Source organism: Pseudomonas sp. HLT2-19-2 (genome assembly GCF_054898005.1).
Genome location: NZ_CM142712.1, coordinates 5,900,917 through 5,927,826 on the forward strand (window position 1 = coordinate 5,900,917; position 26,910 = coordinate 5,927,826).

At 58.5% G+C, this 26,910-nt stretch carries 27 protein-coding genes, 1 other RNA gene and 2 pseudogenes; 13 read left to right on the plus strand and 17 right to left on the minus strand.

Annotated features, from left to right (window positions below; all coding sequences use genetic code 11):
- Window positions 1-36 precede the first annotated feature (36 nt).
- Window positions 37-1,404, plus strand: coding sequence for a CYTH domain-containing protein (locus ACYZTU_RS27790; RefSeq protein WP_461967025.1), 1,368 nt, complete (start codon window positions 37-39; stop codon window positions 1,402-1,404).
- Window positions 1,405-1,466: 62 nt separating this feature from the next.
- Here ACYZTU_RS27790 and ACYZTU_RS27795 read toward each other — a convergent pair.
- Window positions 1,467-1,781 (minus strand): annotated as a pseudogene (locus tag ACYZTU_RS27795) (Lrp/AsnC family transcriptional regulator); the annotation flags it as partial.
- A gap of 2 nt (window positions 1,782-1,783) precedes the next feature.
- On the opposite strand from ACYZTU_RS27795, the pseudogene ACYZTU_RS27800 reads away from it, so the two are divergent.
- From ACYZTU_RS27800 to ACYZTU_RS27820, 5 genes and pseudogenes are all read left to right on the plus strand, one after another.
- Window positions 1,784-2,031 (plus strand): annotated as a pseudogene (locus ACYZTU_RS27800) (hypothetical protein); the annotation flags it as partial.
- Window positions 2,032-2,121: 90 nt separating this feature from the next.
- A complete protein-coding gene (locus tag ACYZTU_RS27805; protein WP_461967027.1) occupies window positions 2,122-3,906 on the plus strand; it encodes a GspE/PulE family protein in 1,785 nt (594 codons plus the stop codon).
- Window positions 3,907-4,014: 108 nt separating this feature from the next.
- The gene (locus ACYZTU_RS27810) at window positions 4,015-4,935 is read left to right on the plus strand and encodes an SPFH domain-containing protein (RefSeq protein WP_008150402.1); all 921 of its coding nucleotides are present in this window, start codon (window positions 4,015-4,017) and stop codon (window positions 4,933-4,935) included.
- A gap of 8 nt (window positions 4,936-4,943) precedes the next feature.
- Window positions 4,944-5,393: an NfeD family protein gene (locus ACYZTU_RS27815; RefSeq protein ID WP_461967029.1), complete on the plus strand. Its 450-nt coding sequence runs from the start codon at window positions 4,944-4,946 to the stop codon at window positions 5,391-5,393.
- A gap of 68 nt (window positions 5,394-5,461) precedes the next feature.
- Window positions 5,462-5,779, plus strand: a complete 318-nt coding sequence (locus tag ACYZTU_RS27820; protein WP_010466645.1) for a DUF2388 domain-containing protein — start codon at window positions 5,462-5,464, stop codon at window positions 5,777-5,779.
- 263 nt (window positions 5,780-6,042) lie between these two features.
- Here the strand turns inward: ACYZTU_RS27820 and ACYZTU_RS27825 are convergent, their stop codons facing one another.
- The 13 genes from ACYZTU_RS27825 to ACYZTU_RS27885 form a co-directional block, all read right to left on the minus strand.
- The gene (locus ACYZTU_RS27825; protein ID WP_461971182.1) at window positions 6,043-6,126 is read right to left on the minus strand and encodes a YHYH domain-containing protein; all 84 of its coding nucleotides are present in this window, start codon (window positions 6,124-6,126) and stop codon (window positions 6,043-6,045) included.
- Window positions 6,127-6,317: 191 nt separating this feature from the next.
- Window positions 6,318-7,115 (minus strand): MrpH family fimbial adhesin, encoded by a 798-nt coding sequence (locus tag ACYZTU_RS27830; RefSeq protein WP_461967031.1) that lies wholly within the window; start codon window positions 7,113-7,115, stop codon window positions 6,318-6,320.
- Between the two features lie 365 nt (window positions 7,116-7,480).
- Window positions 7,481-7,639 (minus strand): hypothetical protein, encoded by a 159-nt coding sequence (locus tag ACYZTU_RS27835; protein ID WP_461967033.1) that lies wholly within the window; start codon window positions 7,637-7,639, stop codon window positions 7,481-7,483.
- Between the two features lie 262 nt (window positions 7,640-7,901).
- Window positions 7,902-8,072: a hypothetical protein gene (locus ACYZTU_RS27840; RefSeq protein ID WP_461967035.1), complete on the minus strand. Its 171-nt coding sequence runs from the start codon at window positions 8,070-8,072 to the stop codon at window positions 7,902-7,904.
- Between the two features lie 327 nt (window positions 8,073-8,399).
- Window positions 8,400-11,273, minus strand: coding sequence for an aminomethyl-transferring glycine dehydrogenase (gene gcvP, locus ACYZTU_RS27845; protein ID WP_461967037.1), 2,874 nt, complete (start codon window positions 11,271-11,273; stop codon window positions 8,400-8,402).
- A gap of 192 nt (window positions 11,274-11,465) precedes the next feature.
- On the minus strand, window positions 11,466-11,849 hold the full coding sequence (gene gcvH / locus ACYZTU_RS27850; protein ID WP_461967039.1) for a glycine cleavage system protein GcvH: 384 nt from the start codon (window positions 11,847-11,849) through the stop codon (window positions 11,466-11,468).
- Window positions 11,850-11,899: 50 nt separating this feature from the next.
- Window positions 11,900-12,982, minus strand: coding sequence for a glycine cleavage system aminomethyltransferase GcvT (gene gcvT / locus ACYZTU_RS27855; protein ID WP_461967041.1), 1,083 nt, complete (start codon window positions 12,980-12,982; stop codon window positions 11,900-11,902).
- A gap of 156 nt (window positions 12,983-13,138) precedes the next feature.
- Window positions 13,139-14,755, minus strand: coding sequence for an ABC transporter permease (locus ACYZTU_RS27860; protein WP_461967043.1), 1,617 nt, complete (start codon window positions 14,753-14,755; stop codon window positions 13,139-13,141).
- Window positions 14,756-14,911: 156 nt separating this feature from the next.
- Window positions 14,912-15,916, minus strand: a complete 1,005-nt coding sequence (locus ACYZTU_RS27865; protein ID WP_461967045.1) for an extracellular solute-binding protein — start codon at window positions 15,914-15,916, stop codon at window positions 14,912-14,914.
- Window positions 15,917-16,034: 118 nt separating this feature from the next.
- Window positions 16,035-17,252, minus strand: a complete 1,218-nt coding sequence (locus ACYZTU_RS27870) for a 2-octaprenyl-3-methyl-6-methoxy-1,4-benzoquinol hydroxylase (RefSeq protein ID WP_461971184.1) — start codon at window positions 17,250-17,252, stop codon at window positions 16,035-16,037.
- Between the two features lie 127 nt (window positions 17,253-17,379).
- Window positions 17,380-18,567 carry a 2-octaprenyl-6-methoxyphenyl hydroxylase gene (gene ubiH / locus ACYZTU_RS27875; RefSeq protein WP_449645327.1) on the minus strand — a complete coding sequence of 396 codons (1,188 nt, stop codon included), beginning with the start codon at window positions 18,565-18,567 and terminating at the stop codon, window positions 17,380-17,382.
- On the minus strand, window positions 18,564-19,898 hold the full coding sequence (gene pepP, locus ACYZTU_RS27880; RefSeq protein ID WP_461967046.1) for a Xaa-Pro aminopeptidase: 1,335 nt from the start codon (window positions 19,896-19,898) through the stop codon (window positions 18,564-18,566). The genes ubiH and pepP overlap by 4 nt, the downstream gene beginning before the upstream one ends.
- A gap of 27 nt (window positions 19,899-19,925) precedes the next feature.
- The gene (locus ACYZTU_RS27885) at window positions 19,926-20,486 is read right to left on the minus strand and encodes a YecA/YgfB family protein (protein WP_461967048.1); all 561 of its coding nucleotides are present in this window, start codon (window positions 20,484-20,486) and stop codon (window positions 19,926-19,928) included.
- Window positions 20,487-20,611: 125 nt separating this feature from the next.
- Between ACYZTU_RS27885 and ACYZTU_RS27890 the strand changes: the two genes are divergently transcribed.
- From ACYZTU_RS27890 to ACYZTU_RS27905, 4 genes are all read left to right on the plus strand, one after another.
- Window positions 20,612-20,821 carry a TIGR02449 family protein gene (locus ACYZTU_RS27890; RefSeq protein ID WP_007982902.1) on the plus strand — a complete coding sequence of 70 codons (210 nt, stop codon included), beginning with the start codon at window positions 20,612-20,614 and terminating at the stop codon, window positions 20,819-20,821.
- Complete coding sequence (locus ACYZTU_RS27895; protein ID WP_053163708.1) at window positions 20,818-21,135, plus strand: cell division protein ZapA; 318 nt, start codon at window positions 20,818-20,820, stop codon at window positions 21,133-21,135. The genes ACYZTU_RS27890 and ACYZTU_RS27895 overlap by 4 nt, the downstream gene beginning before the upstream one ends.
- A 30-nt stretch (window positions 21,136-21,165) precedes the next feature.
- Window positions 21,166-21,344, plus strand: a non-coding RNA gene (ssrS, locus tag ACYZTU_RS27900) — 6S RNA.
- An 87-nt stretch (window positions 21,345-21,431) separates the two neighbouring features.
- Window positions 21,432-22,037 carry a 5-formyltetrahydrofolate cyclo-ligase gene (locus ACYZTU_RS27905; RefSeq protein WP_461967050.1) on the plus strand — a complete coding sequence of 202 codons (606 nt, stop codon included), beginning with the start codon at window positions 21,432-21,434 and terminating at the stop codon, window positions 22,035-22,037.
- A gap of 34 nt (window positions 22,038-22,071) precedes the next feature.
- On the opposite strand, the gene ACYZTU_RS27910 is transcribed toward ACYZTU_RS27905, so the two are convergent.
- On the minus strand, window positions 22,072-22,230 hold the full coding sequence (locus ACYZTU_RS27910; protein WP_449645331.1) for a hypothetical protein: 159 nt from the start codon (window positions 22,228-22,230) through the stop codon (window positions 22,072-22,074).
- Window positions 22,231-22,430: 200 nt separating this feature from the next.
- Between ACYZTU_RS27910 and ACYZTU_RS27915 the strand changes: the two genes are divergently transcribed.
- Window positions 22,431-22,883, plus strand: coding sequence for an EVE domain-containing protein (locus ACYZTU_RS27915; RefSeq protein WP_461967051.1), 453 nt, complete (start codon window positions 22,431-22,433; stop codon window positions 22,881-22,883).
- Between the two features lie 114 nt (window positions 22,884-22,997).
- Here ACYZTU_RS27915 and ACYZTU_RS27920 read toward each other — a convergent pair whose 3' ends face one another.
- Window positions 22,998-23,405, minus strand: coding sequence for a flagellar basal body-associated protein FliL (locus ACYZTU_RS27920; RefSeq protein WP_461967053.1), 408 nt, complete (start codon window positions 23,403-23,405; stop codon window positions 22,998-23,000).
- Between the two features lie 150 nt (window positions 23,406-23,555).
- Between ACYZTU_RS27920 and ACYZTU_RS27925 the strand changes: the two genes are divergently transcribed.
- On the plus strand, window positions 23,556-24,533 hold the full coding sequence (locus tag ACYZTU_RS27925; protein WP_205890492.1) for an NADPH:quinone oxidoreductase family protein: 978 nt from the start codon (window positions 23,556-23,558) through the stop codon (window positions 24,531-24,533).
- Window positions 24,534-24,824: 291 nt separating this feature from the next.
- Complete coding sequence (gene glpT, locus ACYZTU_RS27930) at window positions 24,825-26,174, plus strand: glycerol-3-phosphate transporter (RefSeq protein WP_461967055.1); 1,350 nt, start codon at window positions 24,825-24,827, stop codon at window positions 26,172-26,174.
- On the opposite strand, the gene ACYZTU_RS27935 is transcribed toward glpT, so the two are convergent.
- Window positions 26,150-26,818 carry a gamma-glutamylcyclotransferase gene (locus ACYZTU_RS27935; protein WP_461967056.1) on the minus strand — a complete coding sequence of 223 codons (669 nt, stop codon included), beginning with the start codon at window positions 26,816-26,818 and terminating at the stop codon, window positions 26,150-26,152. The two genes, glpT and ACYZTU_RS27935, sit on opposite strands and share 25 nt — an antisense overlap.
- Window positions 26,819-26,910 lie beyond the last annotated feature (92 nt).

Genomic DNA, 26,910 nt, shown 5'->3' on the forward strand with positions numbered 1-26,910 from the left:
CCCCCGGCTGCGCTCCCGATCCTGGATTTTCCGGCCATGCAGAAAGAAACCGAAATCAAACTCCGCGTCAGCCGCGAAACCCTCGCGGCCCTGCGCGAGCACCCGCTCCTGAAAAAACGCAACAAAAGTGGCTGGGAACGCCGTGAGTTGATGAACCAGTACTTCGACACGCCTGAGCGCGACCTGGCCCGCGCCAAGGTTGCCCTGCGCCTGCGCCGCGATGGCGAAGAAGTGATTCAAACCCTCAAGACCCGTGGCCAGAGCGTCGCCGGTCTGTCGGTGCGTAACGAATACGACTGGAACCTGCCCAAAGCCAAGCTCGACGTGAAGAAACTCGACGGCGAATGCTGGCCCGAAGAACTCGCCGAGCTGGACAAGAAAACCCTGAAGGCGATCTTCACCACCGATTTCGTCCGCGAACGCGCTGAAATCGCTTGGGGCCGTGGCAAGACCAAAGTGGTCATCGAAGCCGCGCTGGACCTCGGCCACGTGGTGGTCGGCAAGCAGAAAGAAGAAATCTGCGAACTGGAGCTGGAACTGCGCGAAGGCGAGCCGGCCGCTTTGCTGGAACTGGCCGCCGAACTGGCCGCGACCCTGGCCCTGATGCCATGTGACATCAGCAAGGCCGAACGCGGTTATCGCTTGTACGACGCCAACAGCTATTCATTGAGCCTGCCGGCGCCGCAGATCACCGCCGAAACGCCGCTGGACGACGCTTTCGCAGCGCTGAGCTGGCACTTGCTGAGCAGCAGCCAGCGTCTGGCCGAGCAGTATCGCTTCAACGGCCACTGGCGCCTGCTGCAGGACTGGGTCGAAAACCTGGCTGAATTGCGCGCGCTGCTCAGCAGCCTGGGTCAAGCCGCACCGCGTCAGTCGACGCACGATATGCGCGTCGCGCTGGATGCCTTGCTCGAAGACTGGCGTCCGCTGGTTCAAGCCGGTGTCGATGACGAAGACGTGCGCAAAGCCGCGCCGGAGCAGTTCCTCGAAGAACTCGAAGACCCGCGTTGGGGTCTGTTCTCGCTGAACACGTCGCGCTGGTTGCTGGCCCGCACCTGGGCGGCCGCTCGCAACGTCCGCGGCAATCGCCAAGGCGCTGCGCAACTGGGCAGCTGGCTGCCGCGCCTGCTGGGTGAAGAAGCGACTTCGCTGCAGTTGCAGCGTTATCAGCAACAGCCGGAAGACCTGGCCGAACAACTGCCGCGCATCGAGCGCATCCAGGCCTGGCTGCACCACGCCCGCAGCGTGCTGGACATCCCGGAAATGGATCGCCTGTATGGTGAGCTGAAACAGCTTGCTCTGCTCGCTAACGGGCCGATCACCGATGAATCGCTGGATGCGCGCAAGCAGCAGGCGATTGCGGTGTATCAGAATCGTGCCTGGAAGATGCTGTTGCGCATGTAATCCTGTGATGATCGTTTCCACGCTCCCGCGTGGGAACGATCAGCCGCGAATCCGAATAAGCGCAACACCGGCAAACTCGTCGTGGACTTTATCTCGGATAAAGCCACGATCGAGTTAACCTCCTGAATCCCCGGCACCATCGACAGCTTCTCGAAGAAGAAGCGCGCATACGCTTCGATGTCCGCCGTGACGATGCGCAGCAAGAAATCCACCGACCCCATCAGCACATAACACTCCAGTACTTCGGGAAAGCCGCGAATCGCCTCGGTGAACTCGGTGAAGTTCGAACGCCCGTGAGCGTTGAGTTTTATTTCAGCGAAGATCTGCGTGTTAAGCCCGATCTTCTTGCGATCAAGCAACGTTACCTGCCCGCGAATGGGCCGAGGCCGAACCGTATCTGCTGTGCCGGGTACTCAACCTGTTCGCCTTGCAGTGCCTGACACCTGTGCAGGTCAATATGCAGCGTATGGACGACCTGCTGTCGATCGACATCGTCGATGGACGGTCTGAGCTGGCACCGCGCCCAAGTGATCGCGGAAAAAATTACGTAACCTGATCAGCGTCTGTTCGGTTGACCTGCAAGCGGCTGATTGCGCTTGGGATGAACCGGTTCAAGCGGCAGGCTGAAAAAACTCGACACGGCTTCGTCGGGTAGTGGCCCAACGGTCTGCGGGTCCGCGACTATCCTTTGCGAACTGTTGTTCATGAGGAGCCCGCATGTCCGTTCACCTTGCCATTCAGGACCGCTGGCTGGATCTCAATGATTTGCTGCGTGAACTGGTCGCCCAAGGCTTTATCAGCCAGGACTCGGCCGAACACGCGCTCAATGCCCGACGCCGCCACGCCGCCAATGGCCAGATGCACCCACTGGAATTCATCGCCAGCCAACACCTGGACGACCTCAGCCGTCCCGGTAAACAACTCGATCTGGAAAGCCTGACGCTTTGGCTGTCGCAGCAGGCCGGCCAGCCTTATCTGCGGATCGATCCGCTGAAAATCAACGTTGCGGCGATTACGCCGCTGATGTCCTACGCCTTCGCCCAGCGCCACAAGATTCTTGCGGTCTCCATCGACCGCGACGCGGTGACCGTGGCCAGCGCCCAGCCCTACGTTACCGGCTGGGAGGCCGACCTGACCCACGTGCTGAAACTGCCGATCAAGCGTGTGGTGGCCAACCCGGTCGACATCCAGCGCTTCAGCGTGGAGTTCTTCCGCCTGGCCAAATCCGTCAGCGGCGCGACCAACGCCGATCAGCAGATGAACACCCTGGGCAACTTCGAGCAGCTACTGAACCTCGGTGCCAGCGACCAGGAACCAGACGCCAACGACGCCCATATCGTCAACATCGTCGATTGGTTATTCCAGTACGCGTTCCAGCAACGCGCCAGCGACATCCACATCGAACCCCGGCGCGAGCAAGGCACGGTGCGTTTTCGCATCGACGGCGTGCTGCACAACGTCTATCAATTTCCGCCACAAGTGACCATGGCCATTGTCAGCCGCCTGAAAAGCCTCGGGCGGATGAACGTCGCGGAAAAACGCAAACCCCAGGACGGACGGGTCAAGACCAAAACCCCGGTCGGTGGCGAAGTCGAGCTGCGGCTATCGACATTGCCAACAGCATTCGGCGAAAAAATGGTCATGCGGATCTTCGACCCTGAGGTACTGCTCAAGGACTTTGACCAACTGGGCTTCTCCGCCGATGACTTGCACCGTTGGAAGGACATGACTAGCCAGCCCAACGGCATTATTTTGGTCACCGGGCCGACCGGCTCCGGTAAAACCACCACGCTTTACACCACGCTAAAGAAACTGGCGACGTCAGAGGTCAACCTCTGCACCATCGAAGACCCGATCGAAATGGTCGAGCCGGCGTTCAATCAGATGCAGGTCCAACACAACATCGACCTGACTTTCGCCGCCGGTGTGCGCGCGCTGATGCGACAGGATCCGGACATCATCATGATCGGTGAGATCCGTGACCTCGAAACCGCAGAAATGGCGATCCAGGCCGCGCTCACTGGTCACTTGGTGCTGTCGACGCTGCACACCAACGATGCACCGAGCGCGATCAGCCGCTTGCTGGAACTGGGCGTGCCGCATTACTTGATCAAAGCCACAGTGCTCGGCGTCATGGCCCAGCGCCTGGTGCGCACCTTGTGCCCGCATTGCAAGGCGCCGCTGACGCTGGGTGAAGAAGACTGGCAATCCTTGACCCGGCCTTGGCAGGCACCGTTGCCAAACAACGCACATCGCGCCATTGGTTGCCTGGAATGTCGCGATACCGGTTACCGCGGCCGCGCCGGGGTCTACGAAATCATGCAGCTGACGGACGGCGTCAAAGCGCTGATCAACCCCGACACCGATTTGCTGGCGGTGCGGCGTCAGGCGTTCAAGGAAGGCATGCGCAGTTTGCGGTTGTCGGGGGCGCAAAAAGTGGCGGCGGGTTTAACGACGATTGAGGAAGTCTTGCGGGTGACGCCGCAGAGTGAGCAGAAATGAAGCCTTTTATGTCTCCTGATGATGCGAGGGCCGACTAACGGTTCTTATCCCCAACCGGCGCCGCTACACTCCTGCGATCGCAACTTCATTGATCAACAGGGAATCGTTATGCAGATCGGTAGCGTGCTTTTACTTTTTGTCGGCCTGGTGGTCGCCATTCTGTTCATGGGTTTCAAGGTCGTGCCTCAGGGGTACCAATGGACGGTCGAACGTTTCGGCCGTTACACCAACACGCTCAAGCCCGGCCTGAACATCATCATTCCGGTGATGGACCGCATCGGTCGCAAGATCAACGTCATGGAAAGCGTGCTGGATATTCCGCCTCAGGAAGTCATCACTGCCGACAACGCCACGGTGCAGATCGATGCCGTGTGCTTCTTCCAGGTGGTCAACACTGCCCAGGCCGCCTACGAGGTCAACAACCTCGAACACGCGATCCGCAACCTGCTGCAAACCAACATCCGTACCGTGCTCGGTTCCATGGAGCTGGACGCGATGCTCAGCCAGCGTGACGGGATCAACGAAAAACTGCTGCGCACCGTCGATGAAGCCACGGCGCCGTGGGGCATCAAGATCACCCGGATCGAGATCAAGGACATCAGCCCGCCGGCGGACTTGATGGCTGCAATGTCGGGGCAGATGAAAGCCGAGCGGATCAAGCGCGCGCAAATTCTTGAAGCCGAAGGCCTGCGTGCCGCGGCGATTCTGACTGCCGAAGGCAAGAAGCAGGCACAAATCCTGGAGGCCGAAGGTGGCCGTCAGGCAGCGTTCCTTGAGGCCGAAGCCCGTGAACGCCAGGCCGAAGCCGAAGCCCAGGCCACCAAAGTGGTGTCCGAAGCCATCGCTGGCGGCAACGTGCAGGCAGTTAATTACTTCGTCGCGCAGAAGTACATCGATGCGCTGGGCAAACTGGCCTCCGCCAACAACAGCAAAGTGATTCTGATGCCGCTCGAGGCCAGTTCGATGATCGGCGCAGTCGGCGGCATCGGCGAAATCGTCAAGGCCACGTTCGATAACAAGAAAGCCTGAGGCACGATATGTGGGCATTCCTGCAGCATTTATCGTTCTGGGACTGGCTGGCATTAGGCACCGTGCTGCTGATTCTCGAAGTGTTTGGCGCCGGTGGCTACTTGCTGTGGATCGGCATGGCAGCCGCCGCCGTTGGCGTACTGACTTATGCAGCGCCGGAGATCACCTGGGAATTGCAGTTTCTGCTGTTCGGCCTGCTCTCGATCGCCACAGCCTTGTACTGGTGGAGACGCCAGCGTAACGCGGTGCGGATGAGTGATCAGCCGAACCTCAATCTGCGCGGTCAGGAATTGATCGGCAAAACCTTTGTGGTACATGAAGCGATTGTCGACGGTCGCGGCAAGATCAAGGTCGCCGACGGCGTGTGGATGGCCCGAGGGCCTGACGCCGCAGCGGGCTGCCGCGTTCGGGTGATCGGGCAGCAAGGGGCTATTTTGCTGGTTGAACCAGCTGAATGAGCCGTTACGGAACTCGACTGGGTGATTGGCAATCCAAGGCCGTAGATAACCCAGTGGAGTCACCCCTCATGCGTCTCAAACTTGCTGTCGCTACCATCGCCCTGTTGTCCCTTCCCGTCGGTTCGGCGATGGCCGATAGCTTTTGGCGTAACGTCATCTCGTCCGGTGCGACCACCGGCTCGACCTACCTGACCTTCAAGGATCACAAGCTGATCGTTGCCGCCCAGGACGACGCCGGCAGCTTTGTTGCCAGTGATGGCGGCATTCGTGGGCCATACCTGGAAGCCGCGATGCAGAAAGTCCGCGCCGACAACCCTGGCCTGCAGGCCACGGACATGGAATTGGCGAACGCGATCCTGGCGAAGAATGCCGTCGCTTCGGAATAAGCTTTTTGGCTGAACAAAAATGCCGCTCAGTTGTTATTGATGGCAAGAAAAGTACTAGAACTTAGTAAGGCTCGAAGTGACGGGGCTTTTGGGCATCTCACTTTTTAGGTTGTGTACTATTTCATGTACCACTCTCAGCTGGCGAAGGCTGGCTGGGACCTTTTCTATGGCCACGTCGCATTCGTGGAGATACCAGTAAGTGCCGGTGTGCCGGATCTTGAACAGGAGATGTTCAAGCCCAGACTAGAGCAGGGCTTTCTTCATCAGTGGCAGTGGTAGTCATTCGTTTTATGGTTGCGATGGCAACCTTTTGCATCAGTGCCACCGCTATGCGCGAAAGCCGCCACGGACGTTATCGAAAGGGCAGCGGCTATCAGTACGGCAAATAGTTTTATCAGGCTAACTCCATGGGACTCAACCGTTCAGTTTGTGCGAGGTGGTATTTCACCAGATCGGGAAGTCTTTTTCAGAGTTCCCCTAAGCTCGCACAGCGATTTAAACCATGCACTCTGGCTGAATTAGTTAGCTTGTGATCTTGCTAATAAATATTCATTACAATGATACCTTGACCTTTAAAGGTGCCGGCTTCAGCCTCTTGTACGCTAGAGTGTAAAATAGATGTAATTTTAAGTTTGGTTGTCGTTCCATTGCCTTCAAAAGAATAACCGTCGGCCAAGTCGCGAGAGGTTGCATGCAAACTCGCGCTTAATGCGCCACTTCGCCCCAAATCAATTCTTCTTGCCCCCGCCAGATTCAATTCGACTGTAGCCTTGCTGTTGCATGTAATGGTTAAGGTGGCATAAGCTTCGGCCTTATCAACTTGGTCAGAAGACAGTGTGCCGTACTCGAAATTTAAACTGTCGGAGATGTCGCAGGAAACCGCTGGTGCAATCAGAGGCGTACAAACCATACCCGGCAATGGATCGTACAAGTCTCCGGTCATGATTATGCACTTCGAGGTGGTAGCATTTTTGAATCTAAACTCTCTACTTACAGTTCCATATTGGTTAACCCACAGTTTTTGTATTTCTTTCATCGTAGAGTTTTTAGGATATGACACGCTAGAACTATCCATATCTCTCGCACAGTTAGTTCCATTAATTTCACGTATGCACATCTTTACTAAGCAGGGTACATTGAAAAGTGTGTCGCAGCCAATTCTCTGCTCACTATCTTCGTAAGGCCATACCACTTTTGCGTAGGCGATGGTATTCCATTTATCTTGTGCCACCCTAGGTTTATCTAGATAGGGCACGGCCCAGCCAGACGCTGACAGCGTAAACAGAAAAAATATTGCAAGAATACTATTGAGTATCTTCAGTGGGATGTTGCGCATTTTTCCATCCTCTCAGGTGTTGCGAAATTAGACATTCTGAAGATCATGTGAATTCCACCAATAAATAACGTTATATATACTAAGTATTTGACTCTTAGCACTTCTCTCGACATATTAAGCCATTTTTCTTAAAGAATTTTGGCGTGAGAAATTTCGCTTAACATTCAAGACAAAGCCCTGGATTAACGAGATTTTTCTTTGGCTGTCCTGTGAGGGTGGGGGAACCGTAGATAGCTGTAAACTTGGCCCGCCTTTTCAAAATGAAATACGAGCGTTTTTGCCACGCCCAAAGGCGCCCTCCCGCTCATCCACCGCTTCAATAGCAAACACCTCTAATACACCCATTAAAATGATAACAATACTCGTTATCGACAACTGTTTTTGCCAACTTCTGCTATGGAGAAGTTTCGTCCACCAGCTTCGCATTGCGCTTTCAGTACTTCGTTGAGGATAGTCAGCGACTTGGCCTGTCGAGTACTCGCCTGCGCCTTCAGGTCTTCGAAGATCAGCTGCGCATCAACCATGATGCAACTCCTGCGTGCGGATTGATGAAGTACCTATTACCTCAGACAATTTGACGATTGGGCCTTGATAGGTCTTTTCCAGGGCGTCAATCCCCAACGCCAACAAGTGCAAATGCTGGCCAGCCTCAATCACCCCCGCGACGTGTCTAAATCCCTCAATCTGATCATAGGGAGACGCTTGAGCAGCCATCGCACGCACATTGCGTTGCCCGCGATCAACTGCATCCGCTCATCCATTTCCAAGAACACTGGGCTGTAACCTTTATTCATCCAAAAGACGATTGAGCGCTCGTGAGCGTTTCTCTATGACTGGGGTCTTGCGCAAATCGTCGAGTAGATCGGGGTAGATTTCCGCATCTTCACAGATTTGTGCAAATTGCGGCATTTCCGAACTGGTTTCGATGATGCTAATTGGCTGGTGAATGTCCTGCATGCCCATGTACTCGATCAGCAGCTTCGTTGCGCTTCTGAATATCGATTCAGCAAATAATCCAACAATGGTCTGACCACCCCCGCTCAGTCAGCAGTACTAAAACTTCGCTGTGAATGCCAGAATCATCGACAGCCACCTTAGCGTAGGTATCCACCACAGCCATTAGACGTACTCCGTTAGCCCTTTTAGGATGTTAAGTACATTTGGAGCGGTCAATACTCAAATAAAGAGATCAAAAAAAACCCTCAATCAGAGGGTTTTTTCTAGTTTTAGTACGCTTTTTAGTGCTGCCAATAACCCATGAGCGGCATTTTTTTGCCCGTGAGGTCAGCGATAATCATCCACTGGTACGCAAGCGCAAAACAGATTGCGGTCGCCGTAAACGTTATCGACACGGTTCACCACCGGCCAATATTTATGCGCCTTGGTATGAGCATCCGGCGTTACCGCCTGCTCAATGGTGTAGGGCCGCTCCCAAACCCCGGTGATGTCCGCCAGGGTATGCGGCGAACGTTTCAGCGGGTTGTCATCGGCCGGCCAGTTGCCGTTCTGCACCTCGGTGATTTCCGCGCGGATACTCAGCATCGCGCCGATAAACCGGTCCAGCTCTGCCTTCGACTCACTTTCGGTCGGTTCAACCATCAACGTCCCCGGCACCGGAAATGACATGGTCGGCGCATGAAAGCCATAGTCCATCAACCGCTTGGCGACGTCTTCCTCGCTGATCCCGGTCAGCGCCTTGAGCGGTCGCAGATCAAGAATGCATTCGTGGGCCACACGCGCGTTGCGCCCGGTATAGAGCACCGGAAACGCACCGGACAGATGCTGCGCCAGGTAATTCGCGGCAAGAATCGCCACCTCGCTGGCATCCGCCAATTGCGGCCCCATCATCGCGATGTACATCCAGCTGATCGGCAAAATGCTCGCGCTGCCCCAGGGCGCCGCACTGACTGCGCCGTTTTGCGCCAGTGGCCCGTCGATCGGCACCACAGGGTGATTGGCCACGAACGGCGCCAGATGCGCCCGCACCCCAATCGGCCCCATGCCAGGCCCGCCCCCGCCATGTGGAATGCAGAAGGTCTTGTGCAAGTTCATGTGGGACACGTCGGCGCCAATGTCCGCCGGGCGCGCCAACCCGACCTGAGCGTTGAGGTTGGCGCCATCCATGTACACCTGGCCGCCGTGACTGTGGATAACTTCGCAGATTTCGCTGATACCTTCCTCGTATACCCCGTGGGTAGAAGGATACGTCGCCATCAGGCAGGCAAGTTTGTCTCCCGCCTCGGCGGCTTTGCCTTTGAGGTCATCCAGATCGACGTTGCCCGCCTCGTCGCACTCAACGATCACCACGCGCATCCCGGCCATCTGCGCCGACGCCGGGTTAGTGCCGTGGGCCGAAGACGGAATCAGGCAAATATCCCGCGCGCCCTCATGACGGCTCTCGTGATACTTGCGGATCGCCAGCAACCCGGCGTACTCGCCTTGGGCGCCGGAGTTGGGTTGCATACAGATCGCGTCGAAACCGGTAATCGCGCAGAGCCAGCGCTCCAGTTCTTCGATCATCAGTGAATAACCGACCGCCTGCTCTTTCGGCGCAAACGGGTGCAGGTTGGCGAACTGCGGCCAGGTGATGGGAATCATCTCGCTGGTGGCGTTGAGCTTCATGGTGCAGGAGCCCAGCGGGATCATCGATTGATTGAGCGCCAGGTCCTTGTTCTCCAGTTGCTTGAGGTAGCGCAGCATCTCGGTTTCGCTGTGATGTGCGCTGAACACCGGGTGACGCAGATAAGGCGAGGTACGCAGCAGACCTGCGGGAATGCCGGAATCGAGTACTTCAGCGTCCAGTTCCTCGACGTTAAGCCCATGATCGGAACCGAGGAACACATCAAACAACTTCGCGACGGTGGATTCGTCAGAGGTTTCGTCGAGGCTCAGACCCAACTGCCCACGCCCAAGAATGCGCAAGTTGATCTGTGCGGCCTGAGCGCTTTCGATAATTGCCGTTTGAGTACCACCGACCTCAAGCGTCAGCGTGTCGAAAAAGTGTTTGTTGAGGCGGGTGATGCCGTGGCGCTCAAGGCCGGCGGCGAGGATGCTGGTCAGCCGATGGACGCGCTGGGCAATGCGTTTGAGCCCTTCCGGACCGTGGTAGACCGCATAGAAACTGGCGATGTTGGCCAGCAGCACCTGAGCGGTGCAAATGTTCGAGTTAGCCTTCTCCCGGCGGATATGTTGCTCGCGGGTTTGCAAGGCCATGCGCAAGGCAACATTGCCGCGAGCATCTTTCGACACGCCGATGATCCGCCCGGGAATCGCCCGTTTGTACTCATCGCGACTGGCAAAAAACGCTGCGTGAGGCCCGCCGTACCCCATGGGCACGCCGAAACGCTGCGATGAACCGAACACCACGTCGGCGCCCAACTCCCCCGGTGGCGTCAGTAACAGCAAACTCAGCAGGTCGGTTGCGACGCACGCCAAGGCTTGCTGAGCATGCAGATGGTCGATCAACGGACGAAGATCGCGGATCTCGCCGTGGGTATCGGGATATTGCAGGAGCGCACCGAACACCTGGTGCTGTTTCAAGTTATCCACAGCGTCGATGATCAGCTCGAAGCCGAACCCTTCTGCTCGGGTCTGCACCACGGAAATGGTCTGCGGATGACAGTTTTCGTCGACGAAGAACAGATTGCTTCTGGACTTGGCGACACGCTTGGCCAGTGCCATGGCCTCCGCCGCCGCCGTGGCTTCATCCAGCAGCGAGGCGTTGGCCAGCTCCAGGCCGGTGAGGTCGATGGTCAATTGCTGAAAATTCAGCAGCGCTTCGAGCCGGCCCTGGGCGATCTCTGGTTGATACGGCGTGTACGCGGTGTACCAACCGGGATTTTCCAGCACGTTGCGCACAATGACGGTCGGCGTGAGGGTGCCGTGGTAGCCCATGCCGATCAGGCTGGTCCAGGCCTGGTTTTGCTCGGCGTACCCACGCAGTTTGGCCAGCGCGGCTTCTTCGTCGAGGGCGGGTGGCAGGTCGAGCGGCCTGTTCAGGCGGATTCCCGGCGGCACCGTCTGCTCGATCAACTCGACACGGCTGCCGAGGCCGAGGCTGTCGAGCATCGCCTGTTGCTCGGCGGCATCGGGCCCGAGGTGGCGGCGAAGGAAGGCATTGGGGTCGCGTAACTGGCTCAAGGACGGCAACTGGGACATGACGGGCTCTCTCTTGACTGGCGCTCAACGTCGATGCAACACGGTCAAACCAGCATAGCAGTCGATGCCACAGAGCCCTTGAAGAAGGCGTCATACACGAACGATGTAGGAGCTGCCGAAGGCTGCGATCTTTTGATCTTGCTTGTAAGAATCAAAAGATCGCAGCCTTCGGCAGCTCCTACGGGGCGAGCATTACTCGCCGATGGCGGCTTTGTAGCCAGCTGCATCGAGCAGCTTGTCCAGATCGGCTGTGTTGCCTGGTTTGAGCTTGAAGATCCAGGCACCGTACGGGTCGGAGTTGAGCAGTTCCGGGTTAGCGCTCAGTTCTTCGTTGATGGCAATCACTTCACCGGCAACCGGGGAGTAGATGTCCGAAGCCGCTTTAACCGACTCCACCACGCCAGCTTGATCTTCGGCAGCAAACACTTTGCCGACTTCGGTCAACTCAACGAACACCACATCGCCCAAGGCTTCCTGAGCGTGATCGCTGATGCCCACGGTGACGGTGCCATCGGCTTCGAGACGGGCCCATTCGTGACTTTTGGCAAAACGCAGGTCGGCAGGAATATCGCTCATGTTCTGTGTCCTCAAGAGAATTGTCAGCGGTCGTTGCCCGCCAGAAAAGATTAGATCAAGGTTTTGCCATGGCGTACGAAGGTCGGTTTGACCACTCGGACCGGGTACCACTTGCCACGGATTTCCACTTCTGCGCGGTCGGCTGTCGCCATTGGCACGCGCGCCAGTGCTATCGACTTGCTGAGCGTAGGAGAGAAACTACCACTGGTGATCTCCCCTTCGCCAACATTGGCGATGCGGACCACTTGATGAGCGCGCAAAACCCCACGCTCCTCAAGGACCAGCCCGACCAGTTTGTGCTGCACGCCACCCGCCCGTTCGGCTTCAAGAGCGCTGCGACCGATGAACTGGCGAGTGGCCGGTTCCCACGCAATGCTCCAGGCCATGTTGGAGGCCAGTGGTGAAACGTCTTGATGAATGTCCTGACCGTAGAGGTTCATACCGGCTTCGACCCGCAAAGTATCGCGCGCCCCGAGGCCGATCGGCGAGATGCCCGCGCCCACCAAATCGTTGAAGAATCCCGGCGCTTGATTGGCCGGCAGAACGATTTCCAGGCCATCTTCGCCGGTGTAACCCGTGCGCGCGATGAACCAGTCACCATCGGGCTGGCCTTCGAAGGGCTTGAGCATCTGAATCAGGTTGCCCCGGGACTGGGTCACCAGTTCGGATATTTTGTGCCGGGCCTGAGGCCCTTGAATGGCCAGCATCGCCAGCTCGGAGCGCTCGTTGAGCCGCACCTTGAAACCATTGAGGTGAGCCTGCATCCAGGCGAGGTCCTGATTACGGGTGGAGGCGTTGACCACCAGCCGATAACCGTCCTCGAGACGGTAGACGATCATGTCGTCGACGATGCCGCCGCGCTCGTTGAGCATGGTGCTGTACAAGGCACGGCCAGGGCTGTGCAGACGTTCGACGTCATTGGCCAGCAAATGCTGGAGCCAGGCCTTGGCCTGAGGGCCGCTGACATCGATCACGGTCATGTGGGATACATCGAAAACCCCGCAATCGCGACGCACCTGATGGTGTTCCTCGACCTGCGAGCCGTAATGCAAAGGCATATCCCAACCGCCAAAATCGACCATCTTCGCGCCGAGGGCGAGATGAAGGTCATACAGAGGCGTACGCTGTCCCATGGGTTTCTCCTTCCGGGCGTGGCGAAGGTGCGGGCAGGTGCTGCACGGGGTGAAAGCCTTGAAATATATGGCTTTCAGCCGATTTCAGCTACCTGATCTGTAGGACAGACCGCACCGAATGCCGCGCATTGTAGCCTCAAGGTGTAGGACTGGCACCTAGGTGTTTCGATGCGCCGAACGTCGAATCAATCCGATGACCGGTAACAGCCCGACCAAAACCAGGGTCAGGGCCGGCAACGAGGCCCTCGCCCACTCGCCTTCGCTGGTCATTTCGAAGATCCGCACCGCCAGCGTATCCCAGCCAAACGGGCGCATCAGCAGGGTCGCGGGCATTTCCTTGAGCACATCGACGAACACCAGCAACCCAGCGCTCAACGTTCCTGGCAGCAACAACGGCAGATACACTTTGAAAAACAGTCGTGGCCCACTGACGCCAAGGCTACGTGCTGCTTCGGGCAAAGATGGCCGTATTCGCGCCAGACTGCTTTCCAGCGGCCCATACGCCACCGCGATGAAACGCACCAGATAGGCCAGCAATAACGCCGACAGACTGCCCAGCAGCAATGGCTTGCCGGCGCCCCCCAGCCAAACCGATAACGGAATCACCAGTTCGCGGTCCAGGTAACTGAACGCCAGCATGATCGATACCGCGAGCACCGAACCCGGCAAGGCGTAGCCGAGATTGGCCAGGCTGACGCCGGAGCGGATTGCTCGGGTCGGCGCCAGGCGTCGGGCAAACGCCAGCACCAAAGCAACACTGACGGTGATCAGCGCGGCCATGCCGCCCAGGTACAAGGTATGAACGATCAGGCCCGCGTAGCGCTCATCCAAATCGAAGCGCCCGCGCTGCCAGAACCACACCATCAGTTGCAGCATCGGAATGACGAAGGCACACGCGAACACCAGAGCGCACCAACTCATGGCCGCCAGCGCTTTGAAACCGCGCAGGTGATACAGCGCCTTGACCCGCGGTCGTTCGTTGCTCGCCCGATTGGCCCCGCGAGCACGGCGCTCGCCGTACAGCACGACCATCACCACCAGCAGCAAAAGGCTGGCCAGTTGCGCGGCAGTGGAGAGGCTGAAGAATCCGTACCAGGTCTTGTAGATGGCGGTCGTGAACGTGTCGAAGTTGAACACCGACACCGCGCCGAAATCCGCCAGGGTTTCCATCAGCGCAAGCGCCACGCCAGCACCGATGGCCGGGCGCGCCATGGGCAACGCGACTCGCCAGAACGCCTGCCACGGGGATTGCCCCAAGACTCGCGCCGCTTCCATCAAGCCTTTGCCTTGAGCCAGGAACGCGGTTCGCGCCAACAGGTAAACGTAGGGATAGAAGACCAGCACCAGGACCAGAATCACGCCGCCGGTGGATCGCACCCGCGGCAACCTCAAGCCCGTGCCGAACCATTCGCGCAACAGGGTTTGCACGGGGCCGGCGAAATCCAGGAGGCCGACGAAGACGAATGCCAGCACGTAGGCGGGAATGGCGAATGGCAGCATGAGCGCCCAGTCCAGCCAACGCCGACCGGGGAATTCACAGAGACTGGTCAGCCAGGCGAGGCTCACGCCCAGGACCGTCACGCCGATACCGACGCCGAGCACCAACGTCAATGTGTTGCCCAGCAGGCGCGGCATCTGGGTGTCCCAGAGGTGGGACCAGATTTGATGATCGATGGTTTGCCATGACAACAGCAAAACGCTAAGTGGCAGCAGGACCAGCGCAGCGATGGCGAAGACCAGGGGGTACCAGCGGCGTTGGGCGGGGTGGGCCAAGAAAGGTCTCTCGCGGATAAATCGTGAAGTTTAGGGAAAACGCAAAAAGATCGCAGCCTCGTTTCACTCGACAGCTCCTACATGGGTACGCCATCCCAATGTAGGAGCTGTCGAGTGAAACGAGGCTGCGATCTTTTGATCTTTAAAGATAGAGACTCAGTTCCAGCCAGCGCGATCCATCATCCGAATCGCTTCAGCCTGACGCTTGCCGGCAATTTCCACAGGCAAGGTATCAGCCACAAACTTGCCCCAACTCGCCACTTCTGCGGAGGGCTGAACCGAAGGGTTGGCCGGGAATTCCTGGTTCACGTCAGCAAAGATCTTCTGCGCTTCAGGCGTAGTCATCCATTCAACCAAGGCCTTGGCCGCTTCCGGGTGCGGGGCGTGTTTGGTCAAGCCGATGCCCGACAGGTTGACGTGTACGCCACGATCACCCTGGTTCGGCCAAAACAGCTTCACCGCCAGATCAGGCTTCTGCTTGTGCAGGCGGCCGTAATAATAAGTGTTGACGATGCCAACGTCGCATTGACCCGCGTTGATGGCCTCCAGCACCGCGATGTCATCCGAGAACACATCGGTGGACAGGTTACTCACCCAGCCCTTGAGAATCTTCTCGGTTTTGTCGGCGCCGTGGACTTCGATCATGGTGGCGGTCAGGGACTGGTTGTAGACCTTCTTCGCCGTGCGCAGGCACAGGCGGCCTTCCCAATTTTTGTCGGCCAGACCTTCGTAAGTGGTCAACTCGCCCGGCTTCACCCGCTCAGTGGAGTAGGCGATGGTCCGCGCCCGCAGGCTCAGGCCAGTCCAGGCATGGGCGGTAGAGCGATATTGCAGCGGGATATTGGCGTCGATCACCTTGGAGGTGAACGGTTGCAGGATGCCCATTTGCTCGGCCTGCCAGAGGTTGCCGGCATCGACAGTGAGCAGCAGGTCGGCGGTGGCGTTCTCGCCCTCGGCCTTGATCCGCTGCATCAGCGGCGCTTCCTTGTCGGTGATGAACTTCACCTGCACACCGGTTTTCGCGGTGTAAGCGTCGAAGACCGGTTTGATCAGCTCGTCGATCCGCGAGGAGTAAACCACCACTTCATCGGCGGCCTGGGCAGCGGTGCTGCTAATCAGGGTCAGGGCGAGTGCGGTCAGTAGACGCTTCGGTATCAACATGGGAGCAATCTCTCGGTTGAAAAAGTGAAGCCAAATGATATGGACTCACATTTACCTTCTCAATCGAACAGTTCGCGGAGGCGTTACCAGATGTTGCACGCAGCCCTACAAGGTTGAGTCAGGCCTTGGCCAGCGCCGGCAGATCCCCGATCAACCCCAGCGCTTCGCGCACGAACAGTGCCTTGGCTTCAGGCATCTGGTCGACCATCTTTAACCCGGCATTGCGCAACCAGCGAATTGGCAACGGGTCAGCCTGAAACAGGCGCTCGAAACCCTCCATCGCCGCCATCAATGCCAGGTTGTGGGGCATGCGCCGACGCTCGTAACGGCTGAGCACCTTCACATCCGCCAAACGCTCGCCACGCGCGGCCGCTTGCATCAGCACTTCGGCCAGCACGGCGGCATCGAGGAACCCGAGGTTCACGCCCTGCCCGGCCAATGGGTGAATGGTGTGGGCCGCGTCGCCAATTAACGCCAGGCCTTCAGCCACGTAACGCTTGGCGTGGCGCTGACGCAGGGGCACGCACAGACGCGGGTCGGCGCTGAGCACCGTGCCAAGTCGGCCTTCGAAGGCTCGCTCCAGCGCTTTGCAGAAACCTTCGTCGTCCAGCGCCATCAGGCGTTCGGCTTCGCTCGGGGTGGTCGACCAGACGATCGAACACCAATCCTGCTGACCATCACGCTCCAGCGGCAGAAACGCCAATGGACCGTTGTCGGTGAAACGCTGCCAGGCGGTCAGTTGATGAGGTTTGGAGCTGCGCACGCTGGTGACGATCGCATGGTGCAGATAATCCCACTCGCGAGTCGCCACACCGGTCAGTCGCCGCACCGCGGAGTTAGCGCCATCCGCCGCAATCACCAGCGGTGCGCGCAGCGTGCGCCCATCGGCCAGGGTCAGCAGCCAATCGTCGCCGGAGCGACGCATTTGCTCCAGGCGCGCGTTGGCCAGCATTCCCAGATCACAGTCATGCAAACGGTCGAGCAAGGCATCCTGAACCACGCGGTTCTCGACGATATGCCCCAGCACTTCAGCATGCACACTGGTCGCCGAAAAATGGATTTGCCCGGTGCCGCTGCCGTCCCAGACGTGCATGTCGGTATACGGGCTGCTGCGCCGGTTGGCGATACCATCCCAGACACCGAGGCGTTCGAGAATCCTATGGCTGGCCGTCGACAGGGCGCTCACTCGCGGCTCGAACGGCGATTGTTCGTCGAAGGGTTTGACGCTCATCGGGCTGCCGTCCAGCAGCAGGACTTCCAGTCCGCTGTCCTGCAACGCCAGCGCCAGGGTGCTACCGACCATTCCGGCCCCGACAATCAGCAGATCTGCGCGCATTTCCATGCTTTAAGCCTGTCTCGCTTGCGGCTTGAGCCGCACGTAAAGGTACCGGTGACCGAGGTTCTCCAGCAGCATCAGCATGAAAAACGGATCGACCATCGAGTCGAGTCTTGCAGTCAGCCACTTAAGCATCGGGTCGAGTACCCAAGCCCATCGCTTGCCGGGCGAACCAGCGTTTGGCCGGCGGCAGCAGATCGAGACCGAGCAGGCCGATGTTGCGGCCCAGGGAAACCAGCGGTTGGGTGCTGCCGAACAAACGGGTGACCTGATCGGAGAAACCCACGGTCAGGTTCTGATCCAGACGCTGACGTTCGCGGTAAGCCTGCAAGGTCGCAAAATCGCCGGGAGATGTTTCGCTCGCCAGCAGCGCATCAGCCAGCGCTTGAGCATCACGCAGGGACAGGTTGAAACCCTGGCCGGCAATCGGGTGCAGGCTGTGAGCGGCGTTGCCGAGAATTGCCAGATGCGGACGCACCTGCTCTTCGGCTTCGATCAGCGTCAGCGGGTAAAGATGCCGCGCCCCCACCTGCTTCAAGGTGCCGAGGCGATAACCGAACACGCCCTGCAACTCGCTGAGGAAGCTGCGTTCATCAAGCGCGGCCAGCCGTTGCGCGTCCATGCCCAATCGAGTCCACACCAGTGCGCAGCGGTTTTCCGGCAGCGGCAACAACGCCATCGGGCCGTCATCGGTGAAACGCTCGAAGGCCATGCCGTTGTGCGCTTCGCTCGGGGTGATGTTGGCAATCAGCGCGCTCTGGTTGTACGGGCGCTTTTTGATGCCGATCCCCAGTTGTTCGCGCAGGCCGGAACGGCCGCCATCCGCGAGCACCGCAAGGTCGCATTCCAGGGTAGTTTCATCGTTGAGGGTCAGGCGATAGCCGCCGGTCATTGGCTCCATGCGCGTGACTTCCGCCGGGCAACGCCATGTGATCACGTCCTTATCCAGACCTTGCCAGAGGCATTGGCCGAGCCAGGCGTTTTCCACCACGTAACCCAGCGCCGGAACGCCCTCTTCCATCGCCGACAATCGCGCGGTGGAGAAGCGTCCACGGTCGGAGACATGAATCTGTTTGATCGGCTCGGCGCGGCGGGAGATTTCCTGCCACACGCCCAACCGTTGATAAATCTGCTTGGCGCCGTAGGACAACGCCGAAGAACGGGCGTCGTAGCTCGGTTGATAGGTGTGGCCGGGGGCAAAGGGTTCGATCAACACGATCTTCCAGCCACGCGCCTTGGCCCCTGCTTGCAACGCCAACGCCAGGCTAGCGCCGACCAGACCACCACCGATGATTGCCAGATTGACTCGACTCATGCCGCTTGTGCCCGCGCGGCGGCCATCAAGCCCTCGATCTCGGCGACCGTTTTCGGCACGCCTACGGTCAGGATTTCACAGCCGGTTTTGGTGACCACTACGTCGTCCTCGATGCGCACGCCAATGCCGCGCCATTTCTTCGCCACATTCTGGTTGTCCGGGGAAATGTAGATACCCGGTTCCACGGTCAGCGCCATGCCGACTTCCAGCACGCGCCATTCGCCGCCGACTTTGTATTCGCCAACGTCATGCACATCCATGCCCAGCCAGTGGCCGGCGCGGTGCATGTAAAACGCTTTATAGGCTTCGCAGGCAATCAACTCGTCGACGTCGCCTTGCAACAAGCCCAACTTCACCAGCCCGGTGGTAATGACCCGGACGGTGGCTTCGTGGGCCTGATTCCAATGTTTGTTCGGGGCGATTTCGGCAAACGCGGCTTCTTGCGACGCCAGCACCAACTCGTAGATCGCCTTCTGTTCCGCTGAATACTTGCCGTTGACCGGCCAGGTGCGGGTGATGTCACTGGCGTAGCAATCGATCTCGCAACCGGCATCGATCAACACCAGATCGCCGTCCTTGAGCACAGCGTCATTCTGCTGGTAATGCAGGATGCAGCTGTTGCGCCCAGCGGCGACGATCGAACCGTAGGCCGGCATTTTCGCACCGCCCTTGCGGAACTCGTAATCGAGCTCGGCTTCGAGGCTGAATTCATGCAGCCCGGCCCGGCTGGCCTGCATCGCGCGGATATGCGCCTGGGCGGAAATCCGTGCGGCTTCGCGCATCACCTTCACTTCTGCCGCCGATTTATACAGGCGCATGTCGTGAAGCAGATGATCCAGGGCAACGAATTCGTTCGGCGGCTGGGCGCCAAGGTGCGCTTTAGAGCGGATCACGTTGATCCAGTCCATCAGGTGCCGGTCGAATTCCGGGTTGCTGCCCATGGCCGAATACACCCGGTCGCGGCCTTCGATCAGGCCCGGCAGGATGTCGTCGATGTCGGTGATGGGGAAGGCGTCGTCGGCGCCGAAGTCGCGAATCGCGCCTTCCTGCCCGGCGCGCAGGCCGTCCCACAACTCTCGCTCGGCGTTGCGTTCACGGCAGAACAGTATGTATTCGCCATGTAAACGCCCAGGCATCAAAACGATGACCGCCGAAGGCTCGGGAAAACCGCTGAGGTACTGGAAATCGCTGTCCTGACGGTAGATGTGCTCGACGTCGCGGTTGCGGATGGCAATGGCGGCGGCGGGCAGAATGGCGATGCTGTTGGGTACCATCTGCGCCATCAGGGCCTTGCGGCGACGGCTGTATTCCGATTTCGGGATATGAATCATGGGCAGATGGCTTTCCCTGGCTCGCGATTAATGCAACGACGGTTTGGCAGCAGCCGGCGCGTCCGGCTTCTTGGTTTCGGTGAACAGCAGCAGCGGCGCAACGCGCAGGTACTCCATCACTTCCATGTAATCGCTTTCGCCGTCGTCGGACTCTTCCAGAGCGTCTTGCACCTGCGAAATAGCCGCCACATCCTGCAGAACTTCAGTGGCCTCGGTGCTCAGCATGCTGCTGTCACGGCAGTTCAGGCCGAAACCGCTGAGGAAGCCCTGGCACCATTGGCCCAGTGCGGCAGCGCGGTCAGCCAGTGGCTCGTCATCGGTCGGAAGCAGCAGAACGACGGTCACGTCGTCGCCGGTGAGCTCGCCCTTGACCATCTCTTGCAAGCCGATCAAGGCGTTGCGGACGTTGTCTTGCGGCTCGCCTTCGAGCAGTTCGGCGGCATCAACCAGCCAACCTTCGGCATCGAAGCCGGCACCGGCGCAACTGCGACCGAGCAGCAAGCCATGCAGTTCGGCAGGCGAGACGTTATGACCGCTGGAAGTCAGCAGCGTGGCGAAGGCTTGGTACGGGGAATTCTGAATGGGCATGGGCAGCTAGGCGCCAGACGGCGCTATGTCTAGAATGAAGGCCTTGTATCCTACATCGACAGACTCGCCAAGACTATTAAAGGCTGTCCGCCAGCTATCACCCATCTGACATTTCAGTGGACCCAATGGAAGACACCGACCTGCAAGCGCTAATGGCCAGACTCGAACTGCTAATTACCCGCGTCGAGCAACTAAAGAGTCAAAACGGACTCTTATTAGCTCAGGAAAAGACCTGGCGCGAGGAACGCGCTCACCTCATTGAAAAGAACGAAATCGCTCGGCGTAAGGTCGAATCAATGATTTCGCGCCTCAAGGCCCTGGAGCAAGACTCATGAGTTCAAGCAATAGCGTTACCGTGCAGATCCTCGATAAAGAGTATTCGATCATCTGCCCCCAGGAAGAGCGCAGCAACCTGGTGAGCGCCGCCCGTTACCTGGACGGCAAGATGCGCGAAATCCGCAGCAGCGGCAAAGTCATTGGCGCCGATCGCATCGCCGTGATGGCCGCGCTGAACATCACCCATGATCTTCTGCACAAGGAAGAACGCCCGGATGCACAGGCCAGCGGCTCGACCCGTGAGCAGGTTCGCGACCTGCTGGACCGCGTCGATCTGGTGCTCGCAACCGATCCGGACGTCACCAAGGGCTGAAACGCGAAACCGCTTGGGGTATACTCGCAACACTCCCTGGGGTGCTTGCCAGTTGGCGATGTCCCTGAGCCGATTTGCTATACCCTGGAGGTTGCACGTTGGGCTGGTGTGCATGTCCGCTAGACGGAAAGCCTTAAAGCCTACTGCATCTTCCACCTTGAACTTTCGGGTTCAAGGGCTAAGTCGACAGCGGTACATCCGGGGAGCCTGATTCCAGTCCGATGCCGGTTTAAATACCGGCATCGGCTTTTTTACGGGTACGCTTTATGTACTCGCCCTTCTGAAGCCCGAAATCCATGACCGAACCTGCGCTGCTGCCCCGCCCGCAACTTCGACGCATGCTGCGCAAGGCCCGCCGCGCACTGACGCCCAGTCAGCAACGCCAGGCTGCACGCGGACTGTACAAGCAATTGGCCCAGCAGCCGCTGTTCCGCCGCGCAAAACATATCTCTCTGTATCTGCCCACTGACGGTGAAATCGATCCGCGTGTTGTGCTGCGTGCCGCTCAACGTCGGGGCAAGGCAACTTATCTGCCGGTGCTCAGTGCTTGGCCACGAACTAAAATGGTGTTCCAGCGAATTCGCCCCGGTGAAAAACTGAAATCCAACCGTTTCCGTATTCTCGAACCCCGGCACAACCTTGCCCGGCAACGCAAAGTCTGGGCGCTCGATCTGGTGCTGTTGCCTTTGGTGGGATTTGACGATGTCGGCGGACGCCTGGGCATGGGCGGTGGTTTCTATGATCGAAGCCTGGCGTACCTGGCACGACGTAAAAACTGGCGCAAGCCGACGTTATTGGGACTGGCCCATGAATGTCAGAAGGTCGAACGATTGGCTCAAGCAAGCTGGGATGTGCCGTTACAGGGAACGGTGACAGACAAAGCGTGGTATTTCGCAGGCTAGACGCCGCAGGAATCAGCGGCGTCCCAAGACAGGTTCAGCGTTTGAACGCCGACGGCTGCTGTTGCTGTTGCTGCGCGATTTCGATCGGAGCGTCGGTCTTGTTGTTCCACAGGCTCTGGGCATAGCCAGTGGTCACGACGCCGAGGCCGAACAAAATAACCAAAATCCATAGTAAATCCGGTTTGCGTTTCATCGATTGCCCCCCAAAGGCACATCAACACGATGACAGCAGCGGTTTCCGTTGTAGGTGTAGGCCGTGCAGCAGCGTCAAGCTTAGAAGGCCGGCATTCTGCGACAACGTGAACCGACACGCAAACGCTGGCGTCAACCGACCGTCGGTTTGTCATAAAATTGCCGACAACTTGCCCACTCACCTCGCAAGGAGCAAAAACCATGGCCTATTGGCTGATGAAATCCGAGCCCGACGAGCTCTCGATCAAGGGCCTGGAAACGCTTGGCAAAGCGCGCTGGGACGGGGTTCGCAACTATCAGGCGCGTAATTTTCTGCGGGCCATGGCCGTCGGCGACGAGTTTTTCTTCTATCACTCCAGCTGCCCCGAACCGGGAATTGCCGGGATCGGAAAGATTGTCGAAGCCGCGTATCCGGACCCGACGGCGCTGGAGCCAGAGAGCGTTTACTTCGATCCGAAATCTTCACCCGAGAAAAACGCCTGGAGCGCGATAGATGTCGCTCACGTCGAGACGTTTCCCAAGGTGCTTAAGCTGGATTATCTAAAACAGCAGACGGCGCTGGCCGAGATGCCGCTGGTGCAGAAAGGCTCGCGACTGTCGGTGATGCCGGTGACTGCGGAGCAGTGGGCGGCGGTGATTGCTTTAAGGCCTTGACTGATTTATTGCCTGAAAGAGTGCCATCGCGAGCAAGCTCGCTCCCACAGGATACGCGCAGTCCCTGTGGGAGCGGGCTTGCTCGCGAAGAGGCCGGCCCGGACAGCGAGAGACTTACTGAATAATCAGGTTGTTGAACAACAGATCCTCAACCACCGGCTTACCGGTTTCGTCGTTCATAATTTGCTGGGTCTGTTTCAGGGCTTCCTGACGCAGCTTTTCCTTGCCTTCGATGCTGTTCATCGCCTCGGTGGTCTGCTGGGTGAACAACGCGACCAGTTGATTGCGAATCAACGGTTCATTGGCCTTGACCAGTTTGGTCGATTCTTCACCGGTCACCCGCAACGCCACGTCAGCCTTGAAGACCTTCAACTTCGGCGTGCCATCCAGGCCATAGTTACCCACGAACGGCGGGCTCAGGGTTAGGTAGCTGACTTTCGGGGCTTCACCTTCTTTGGCTTCTTCGGCCGTCGCTGCCACGGGCAGAGACAGGGCCAGCAACAACATGATCCACGCTTTCACAATTCGCTCCTTATCCGGTTTGCGGCCTAGCATAACGACCCGTCGCACAAGCACAAGCTTATGGCTGACTATCAGGGCCGGGCATGCTCGTTGACCCGTCGACTCACACACCTACACTTATCGGCCATCACTCCCAAAGGAATAGCCCTGATGAAAGCCGTGCTGTGCAAAGCCTTCGGCCCTGCCGAATCGCTGGTGCTGGAAGACGTCGCCAGTCCTGTTGCGAAGAAGAATGAAATCCTGCTGGACGTGCACGCCGCCGGGGTGAATTTCCCGGACACGTTGATCATCGAGGGCAAATACCAGTTCAAACCGCCCTTCCCGTTTTCCCCGGGTGGCGAAGCCGCCGGCGTGGTCAGCGCGGTGGGTGAAAAGGTCAGTCACCTCAAGGTCGGTGACCGGGTCATGGCCCTGACCGGTTGGGGCAGTTTCGCCGAACAGGTCGCGGTGCCAGGCTACAACGTGCTGCCAATCCCGCCATCAATGGACTTCAACACCGCCGCCGCTTTTAGCATGACCTACGGCACTTCGATGCACGCGCTCAAGCAACGAGGCAATCTGCAACCCGGTGAAACCCTGCTGGTGCTCGGCGCTTCCGGTGGCGTCGGCCTGGCTGCGGTGGAAATCGGCAAAGCCATGGGCGCCCGCGTGATCGCCGCCGCCAGCAGCGCCGAAAAACTCGCGGTGGCCAAGGCTGCCGGCGCCGATGAACTGATCAACTACAGCGAAACCAGCCTCAAGGACGAAATCAAACGCCTGACCGATGGCCAGGGCGCCGACGTGATCTACGACCCGGTGGGTGGCGACCTGTTCGACCAGGCCATCCGCGCCATTGCCTGGAATGGACGCTTGCTGGTGGTGGGCTTTGCCAGCGGTCGCATTCCGGAATTGCCGGTCAATCTGGCGCTGCTCAAAGGTGCAGCGGTGATCGGCGTGTTCTGGGGCTCTTTCGCCCAGCGCCAGCCTCAAGACAACGCAGCGAACTTCCAGCAATTGTTTGGCTGGTTTGCCGAGGGCAAGTTGAAGCCACTGGTGTCGCAGGTGTATCCGCTGAGCAACGCGGCGCAGGCGATTAATGATCTGGGCCAGCGTAAGGCAGTCGGGAAAGTGGTGGTGCAGGTTCGCTGAGCCCAATGAAGCGGTCTGGACTTCAAATGAAAGTGTTCAGACTGCTTACTTCCCATTCAAACGAAGGACATTTCCCAAAGCCTCGTCCTACCCTGGACCGAAATGCGGCATGAAGACCTGCAAGTAACGTTTCCCACAGCGTCCTTCATTTATACCTGAGCGACATGTTCATAAAGGAACAACAAATCTCCAGCATTTCCGCTATTTGGTCGATGCGAACCGGTGCTATTTTCGGTAACGAAACTGTAACATTCGCATCCGCAGTCAAAACAAGAAATCTGGAGCTCTTGAATGTTTGCTTTCTTTCGTCCTGCCGCACATCAGGCTCCATTGCCTGAAGAAAAAATAGACAGCACCTACCGACGCCTTCGCTGGCAGATCTTCGCCGGGATTTTCTTTGGCTATGCGGGTTATTACTTGCTGCGCAAGAACTTCTCCCTGGCCATGCCATACCTGATCGACGAGGGTTACACCCGTGGTCAGTTGGGGTTGGCGATGTCGGCGATCGCGATTGCCTACGGCCTGTCGAAGTTCCTCATGGGCCTGGTGTCCGATCGCTCCAACCCGCGTTACTTCCTGCCCTTCGGCCTGCTGGTATCGGCCGGGGTGATGTTCATTTTCGGTTTCGCACCGTGGGCTACGTCCAGCGTCACCATGATGTTCATCCTGCTCTTCATCAACGGCTGGGCCCAGGGCATGGGTTGGCCGCCGAGTGGCCGGACCATGGTGCACTGGTGGTCGCAGAAGGAACGCGGTGGCGTGGTGTCCGTGTGGAACGTGGCGCACAACGTCGGCGGTGGCCTGATCGGCCCGCTGTTCCTGCTCGGCATGGGCTTGTTCAATGATTGGCGCGCGGCATTCTACGTACCGGCGGCGGTGGCTCTGGCGGTGGCAGTGTTCGCCTTCATGACCATGCGCGACACCCCGCAATCGGTTGGCCTGCCGCCGATCGAGAAGTACAAAAACGATTATCCGGAAGGCTACGACGCCAGCCACGAAGACGAATTCAGCGCCAAGGAAATCTTCGTCAAATACGTGCTGCACAACAAAATGCTCTGGTACATCGCCATGGCCAACGTCTTCGTCTACCTGCTGCGCTACGGCGTATTGGACTGGGCTCCGACTTACCTGAAGGAAGCCAAAGGCTTCACCGTGGATAAGACGTCGTGGGCGTACTTCCTCTACGAGTGGGCAGGTATTCCGGGCACGCTGCTGTGCGGCTGGATGTCGGACAAGATCTTCCGTGGCAACCGTGGCCTGACCGGCATGGTGTTCATGGCGTTGGTGACTGTGGCGACCCTGGTGTACTGGCTCAACCCGGCCGGTAACCCGACCGTGGACATGATCGCGCTCGTCTCGATCGGCTTCCTGATTTACGGCCCGGTGATGCTGATCGGCCTGCAAGCGCTGGAACTGGCGCCGAAGAAAGCCGCCGGTACGGCAGCGGGCTTCACGGGTCTGTTCGGGTATCTGGGTGGCTCGGTCGCGGCCAGTGCAGCGATGGGCTACACCGTGGACCATTTTGGCTGGGACGGCGGCTTTGTACTGCTGATCGGTGCATGCCTGCTAGCGATGGCCTTCCTCGCGCCGACGCTGAGGCACAAGCAAGTCGCCAGTCAGAGCCGCGAAGCAATCGCCTGATCGGCGTTTGATTTGCAGCGCTTGAGCCGCGCCTCCAGATTCCGGTCTGGCATGGCGTGGCTACGCAGGGCGTTGGCGGTCTGCTCGACATAATCGCGAGTGGTGCCGTAACGCCCGCAAGCGTTTTCGAACACATGGCTCAGCACGTGATCCGGCAAGTTGCCGGCATAGCTGGGCAGGTGTCGCTCCAATACAAATCCCAATGCCTGAACCTGGCTTCCGTCTTCGAGGCGGCAGTTGAGCCAGTGTGGACGATATGACGGGAATGGCATTTCGCGCTGCCACAAGGCGTAGAGCGAAGCGTCGAGTTGTTCTTCGGGTAAGCGGTAAGCGAAACCGCTGCAAGAGCCGCCGCGATCCAGACCAAACACCAGGCCAGGCACTTCCGGCGTGCCGCGATGTTCGTGGGACCACAGGTACAAACCGCGATGGTAGCCATGCACCCGACCCCGCACACGTTCCACCGCCGGGCATTCAGGCCGCCAGATCAGCGAGCCGTAAGCAAACAGCCACACCGGCCCGCCCTTGTGGCGCGCCATGGTCGACTGCATCGAGCTGAGCAATTGTTCATGCGTATGCTGCGGCCCAAGATCGAGTCGCGGAGGGTAAGCCAGATTCAAAAAAGCAGATTCAATGGCGTTCATGGCGAATAGCGATCAGCTCCCCGCGGGTAAAGAATTACTTAATAGAACGCACCGCTGTAACAATAAGGCACATATGTTTTAAGGCAATTTAA

Coding starts and splice junctions, on each gene's coding strand:
- ACYZTU_RS27790 (WP_461967025.1), top strand. CDS start 37: ATGCAGAAAGAAACCGAAATCAAACTCCGCGTCAGCCGCGAAACCCTC.
- ACYZTU_RS27805 (WP_461967027.1), top strand. CDS start 2,122: ATGTCCGTTCACCTTGCCATTCAGGACCGCTGGCTGGATCTCAATGAT.
- ACYZTU_RS27810 (WP_008150402.1), top strand. CDS start 4,015: ATGCAGATCGGTAGCGTGCTTTTACTTTTTGTCGGCCTGGTGGTCGCC.
- ACYZTU_RS27815 (WP_461967029.1), top strand. CDS start 4,944: ATGTGGGCATTCCTGCAGCATTTATCGTTCTGGGACTGGCTGGCATTA.
- ACYZTU_RS27820 (WP_010466645.1), top strand. CDS start 5,462: ATGCGTCTCAAACTTGCTGTCGCTACCATCGCCCTGTTGTCCCTTCCC.
- ACYZTU_RS27830 (WP_461967031.1), bottom strand. CDS start 7,115: ATGCGCAACATCCCACTGAAGATACTCAATAGTATTCTTGCAATATTT.
- ACYZTU_RS27835 (WP_461967033.1), bottom strand. CDS start 7,639: ATGGTTGATGCGCAGCTGATCTTCGAAGACCTGAAGGCGCAGGCGAGT.
- ACYZTU_RS27840 (WP_461967035.1), bottom strand. CDS start 8,072: ATGCAGGACATTCACCAGCCAATTAGCATCATCGAAACCAGTTCGGAA.
- gcvP (WP_461967037.1), bottom strand. CDS start 11,273: ATGTCCCAGTTGCCGTCCTTGAGCCAGTTACGCGACCCCAATGCCTTC.
- gcvH (WP_461967039.1), bottom strand. CDS start 11,849: ATGAGCGATATTCCTGCCGACCTGCGTTTTGCCAAAAGTCACGAATGG.
- gcvT (WP_461967041.1), bottom strand. CDS start 12,982: ATGGGACAGCGTACGCCTCTGTATGACCTTCATCTCGCCCTCGGCGCG.
- ACYZTU_RS27865 (WP_461967045.1), bottom strand. CDS start 15,916: ATGTTGATACCGAAGCGTCTACTGACCGCACTCGCCCTGACCCTGATT.
- ACYZTU_RS27870 (WP_461971184.1), bottom strand. CDS start 17,252: ATGCGCGCAGATCTGCTGATTGTCGGGGCCGGAATGGTCGGTAGCACC.
- ubiH (WP_449645327.1), bottom strand. CDS start 18,567: ATGAGTCGAGTCAATCTGGCAATCATCGGTGGTGGTCTGGTCGGCGCT.
- pepP (WP_461967046.1), bottom strand. CDS start 19,898: ATGATTCATATCCCGAAATCGGAATACAGCCGTCGCCGCAAGGCCCTG.
- ACYZTU_RS27885 (WP_461967048.1), bottom strand. CDS start 20,486: ATGCCCATTCAGAATTCCCCGTACCAAGCCTTCGCCACGCTGCTGACT.
- ACYZTU_RS27890 (WP_007982902.1), top strand. CDS start 20,612: ATGGAAGACACCGACCTGCAAGCGCTAATGGCCAGACTCGAACTGCTA.
- ACYZTU_RS27895 (WP_053163708.1), top strand. CDS start 20,818: ATGAGTTCAAGCAATAGCGTTACCGTGCAGATCCTCGATAAAGAGTAT.
- ACYZTU_RS27905 (WP_461967050.1), top strand. CDS start 21,432: ATGACCGAACCTGCGCTGCTGCCCCGCCCGCAACTTCGACGCATGCTG.
- ACYZTU_RS27910 (WP_449645331.1), bottom strand. CDS start 22,230: ATGAAACGCAAACCGGATTTACTATGGATTTTGGTTATTTTGTTCGGC.
- ACYZTU_RS27915 (WP_461967051.1), top strand. CDS start 22,431: ATGGCCTATTGGCTGATGAAATCCGAGCCCGACGAGCTCTCGATCAAG.
- ACYZTU_RS27925 (WP_205890492.1), top strand. CDS start 23,556: ATGAAAGCCGTGCTGTGCAAAGCCTTCGGCCCTGCCGAATCGCTGGTG.
- glpT (WP_461967055.1), top strand. CDS start 24,825: ATGTTTGCTTTCTTTCGTCCTGCCGCACATCAGGCTCCATTGCCTGAA.
- ACYZTU_RS27935 (WP_461967056.1), bottom strand. CDS start 26,818: ATGAACGCCATTGAATCTGCTTTTTTGAATCTGGCTTACCCTCCGCGA.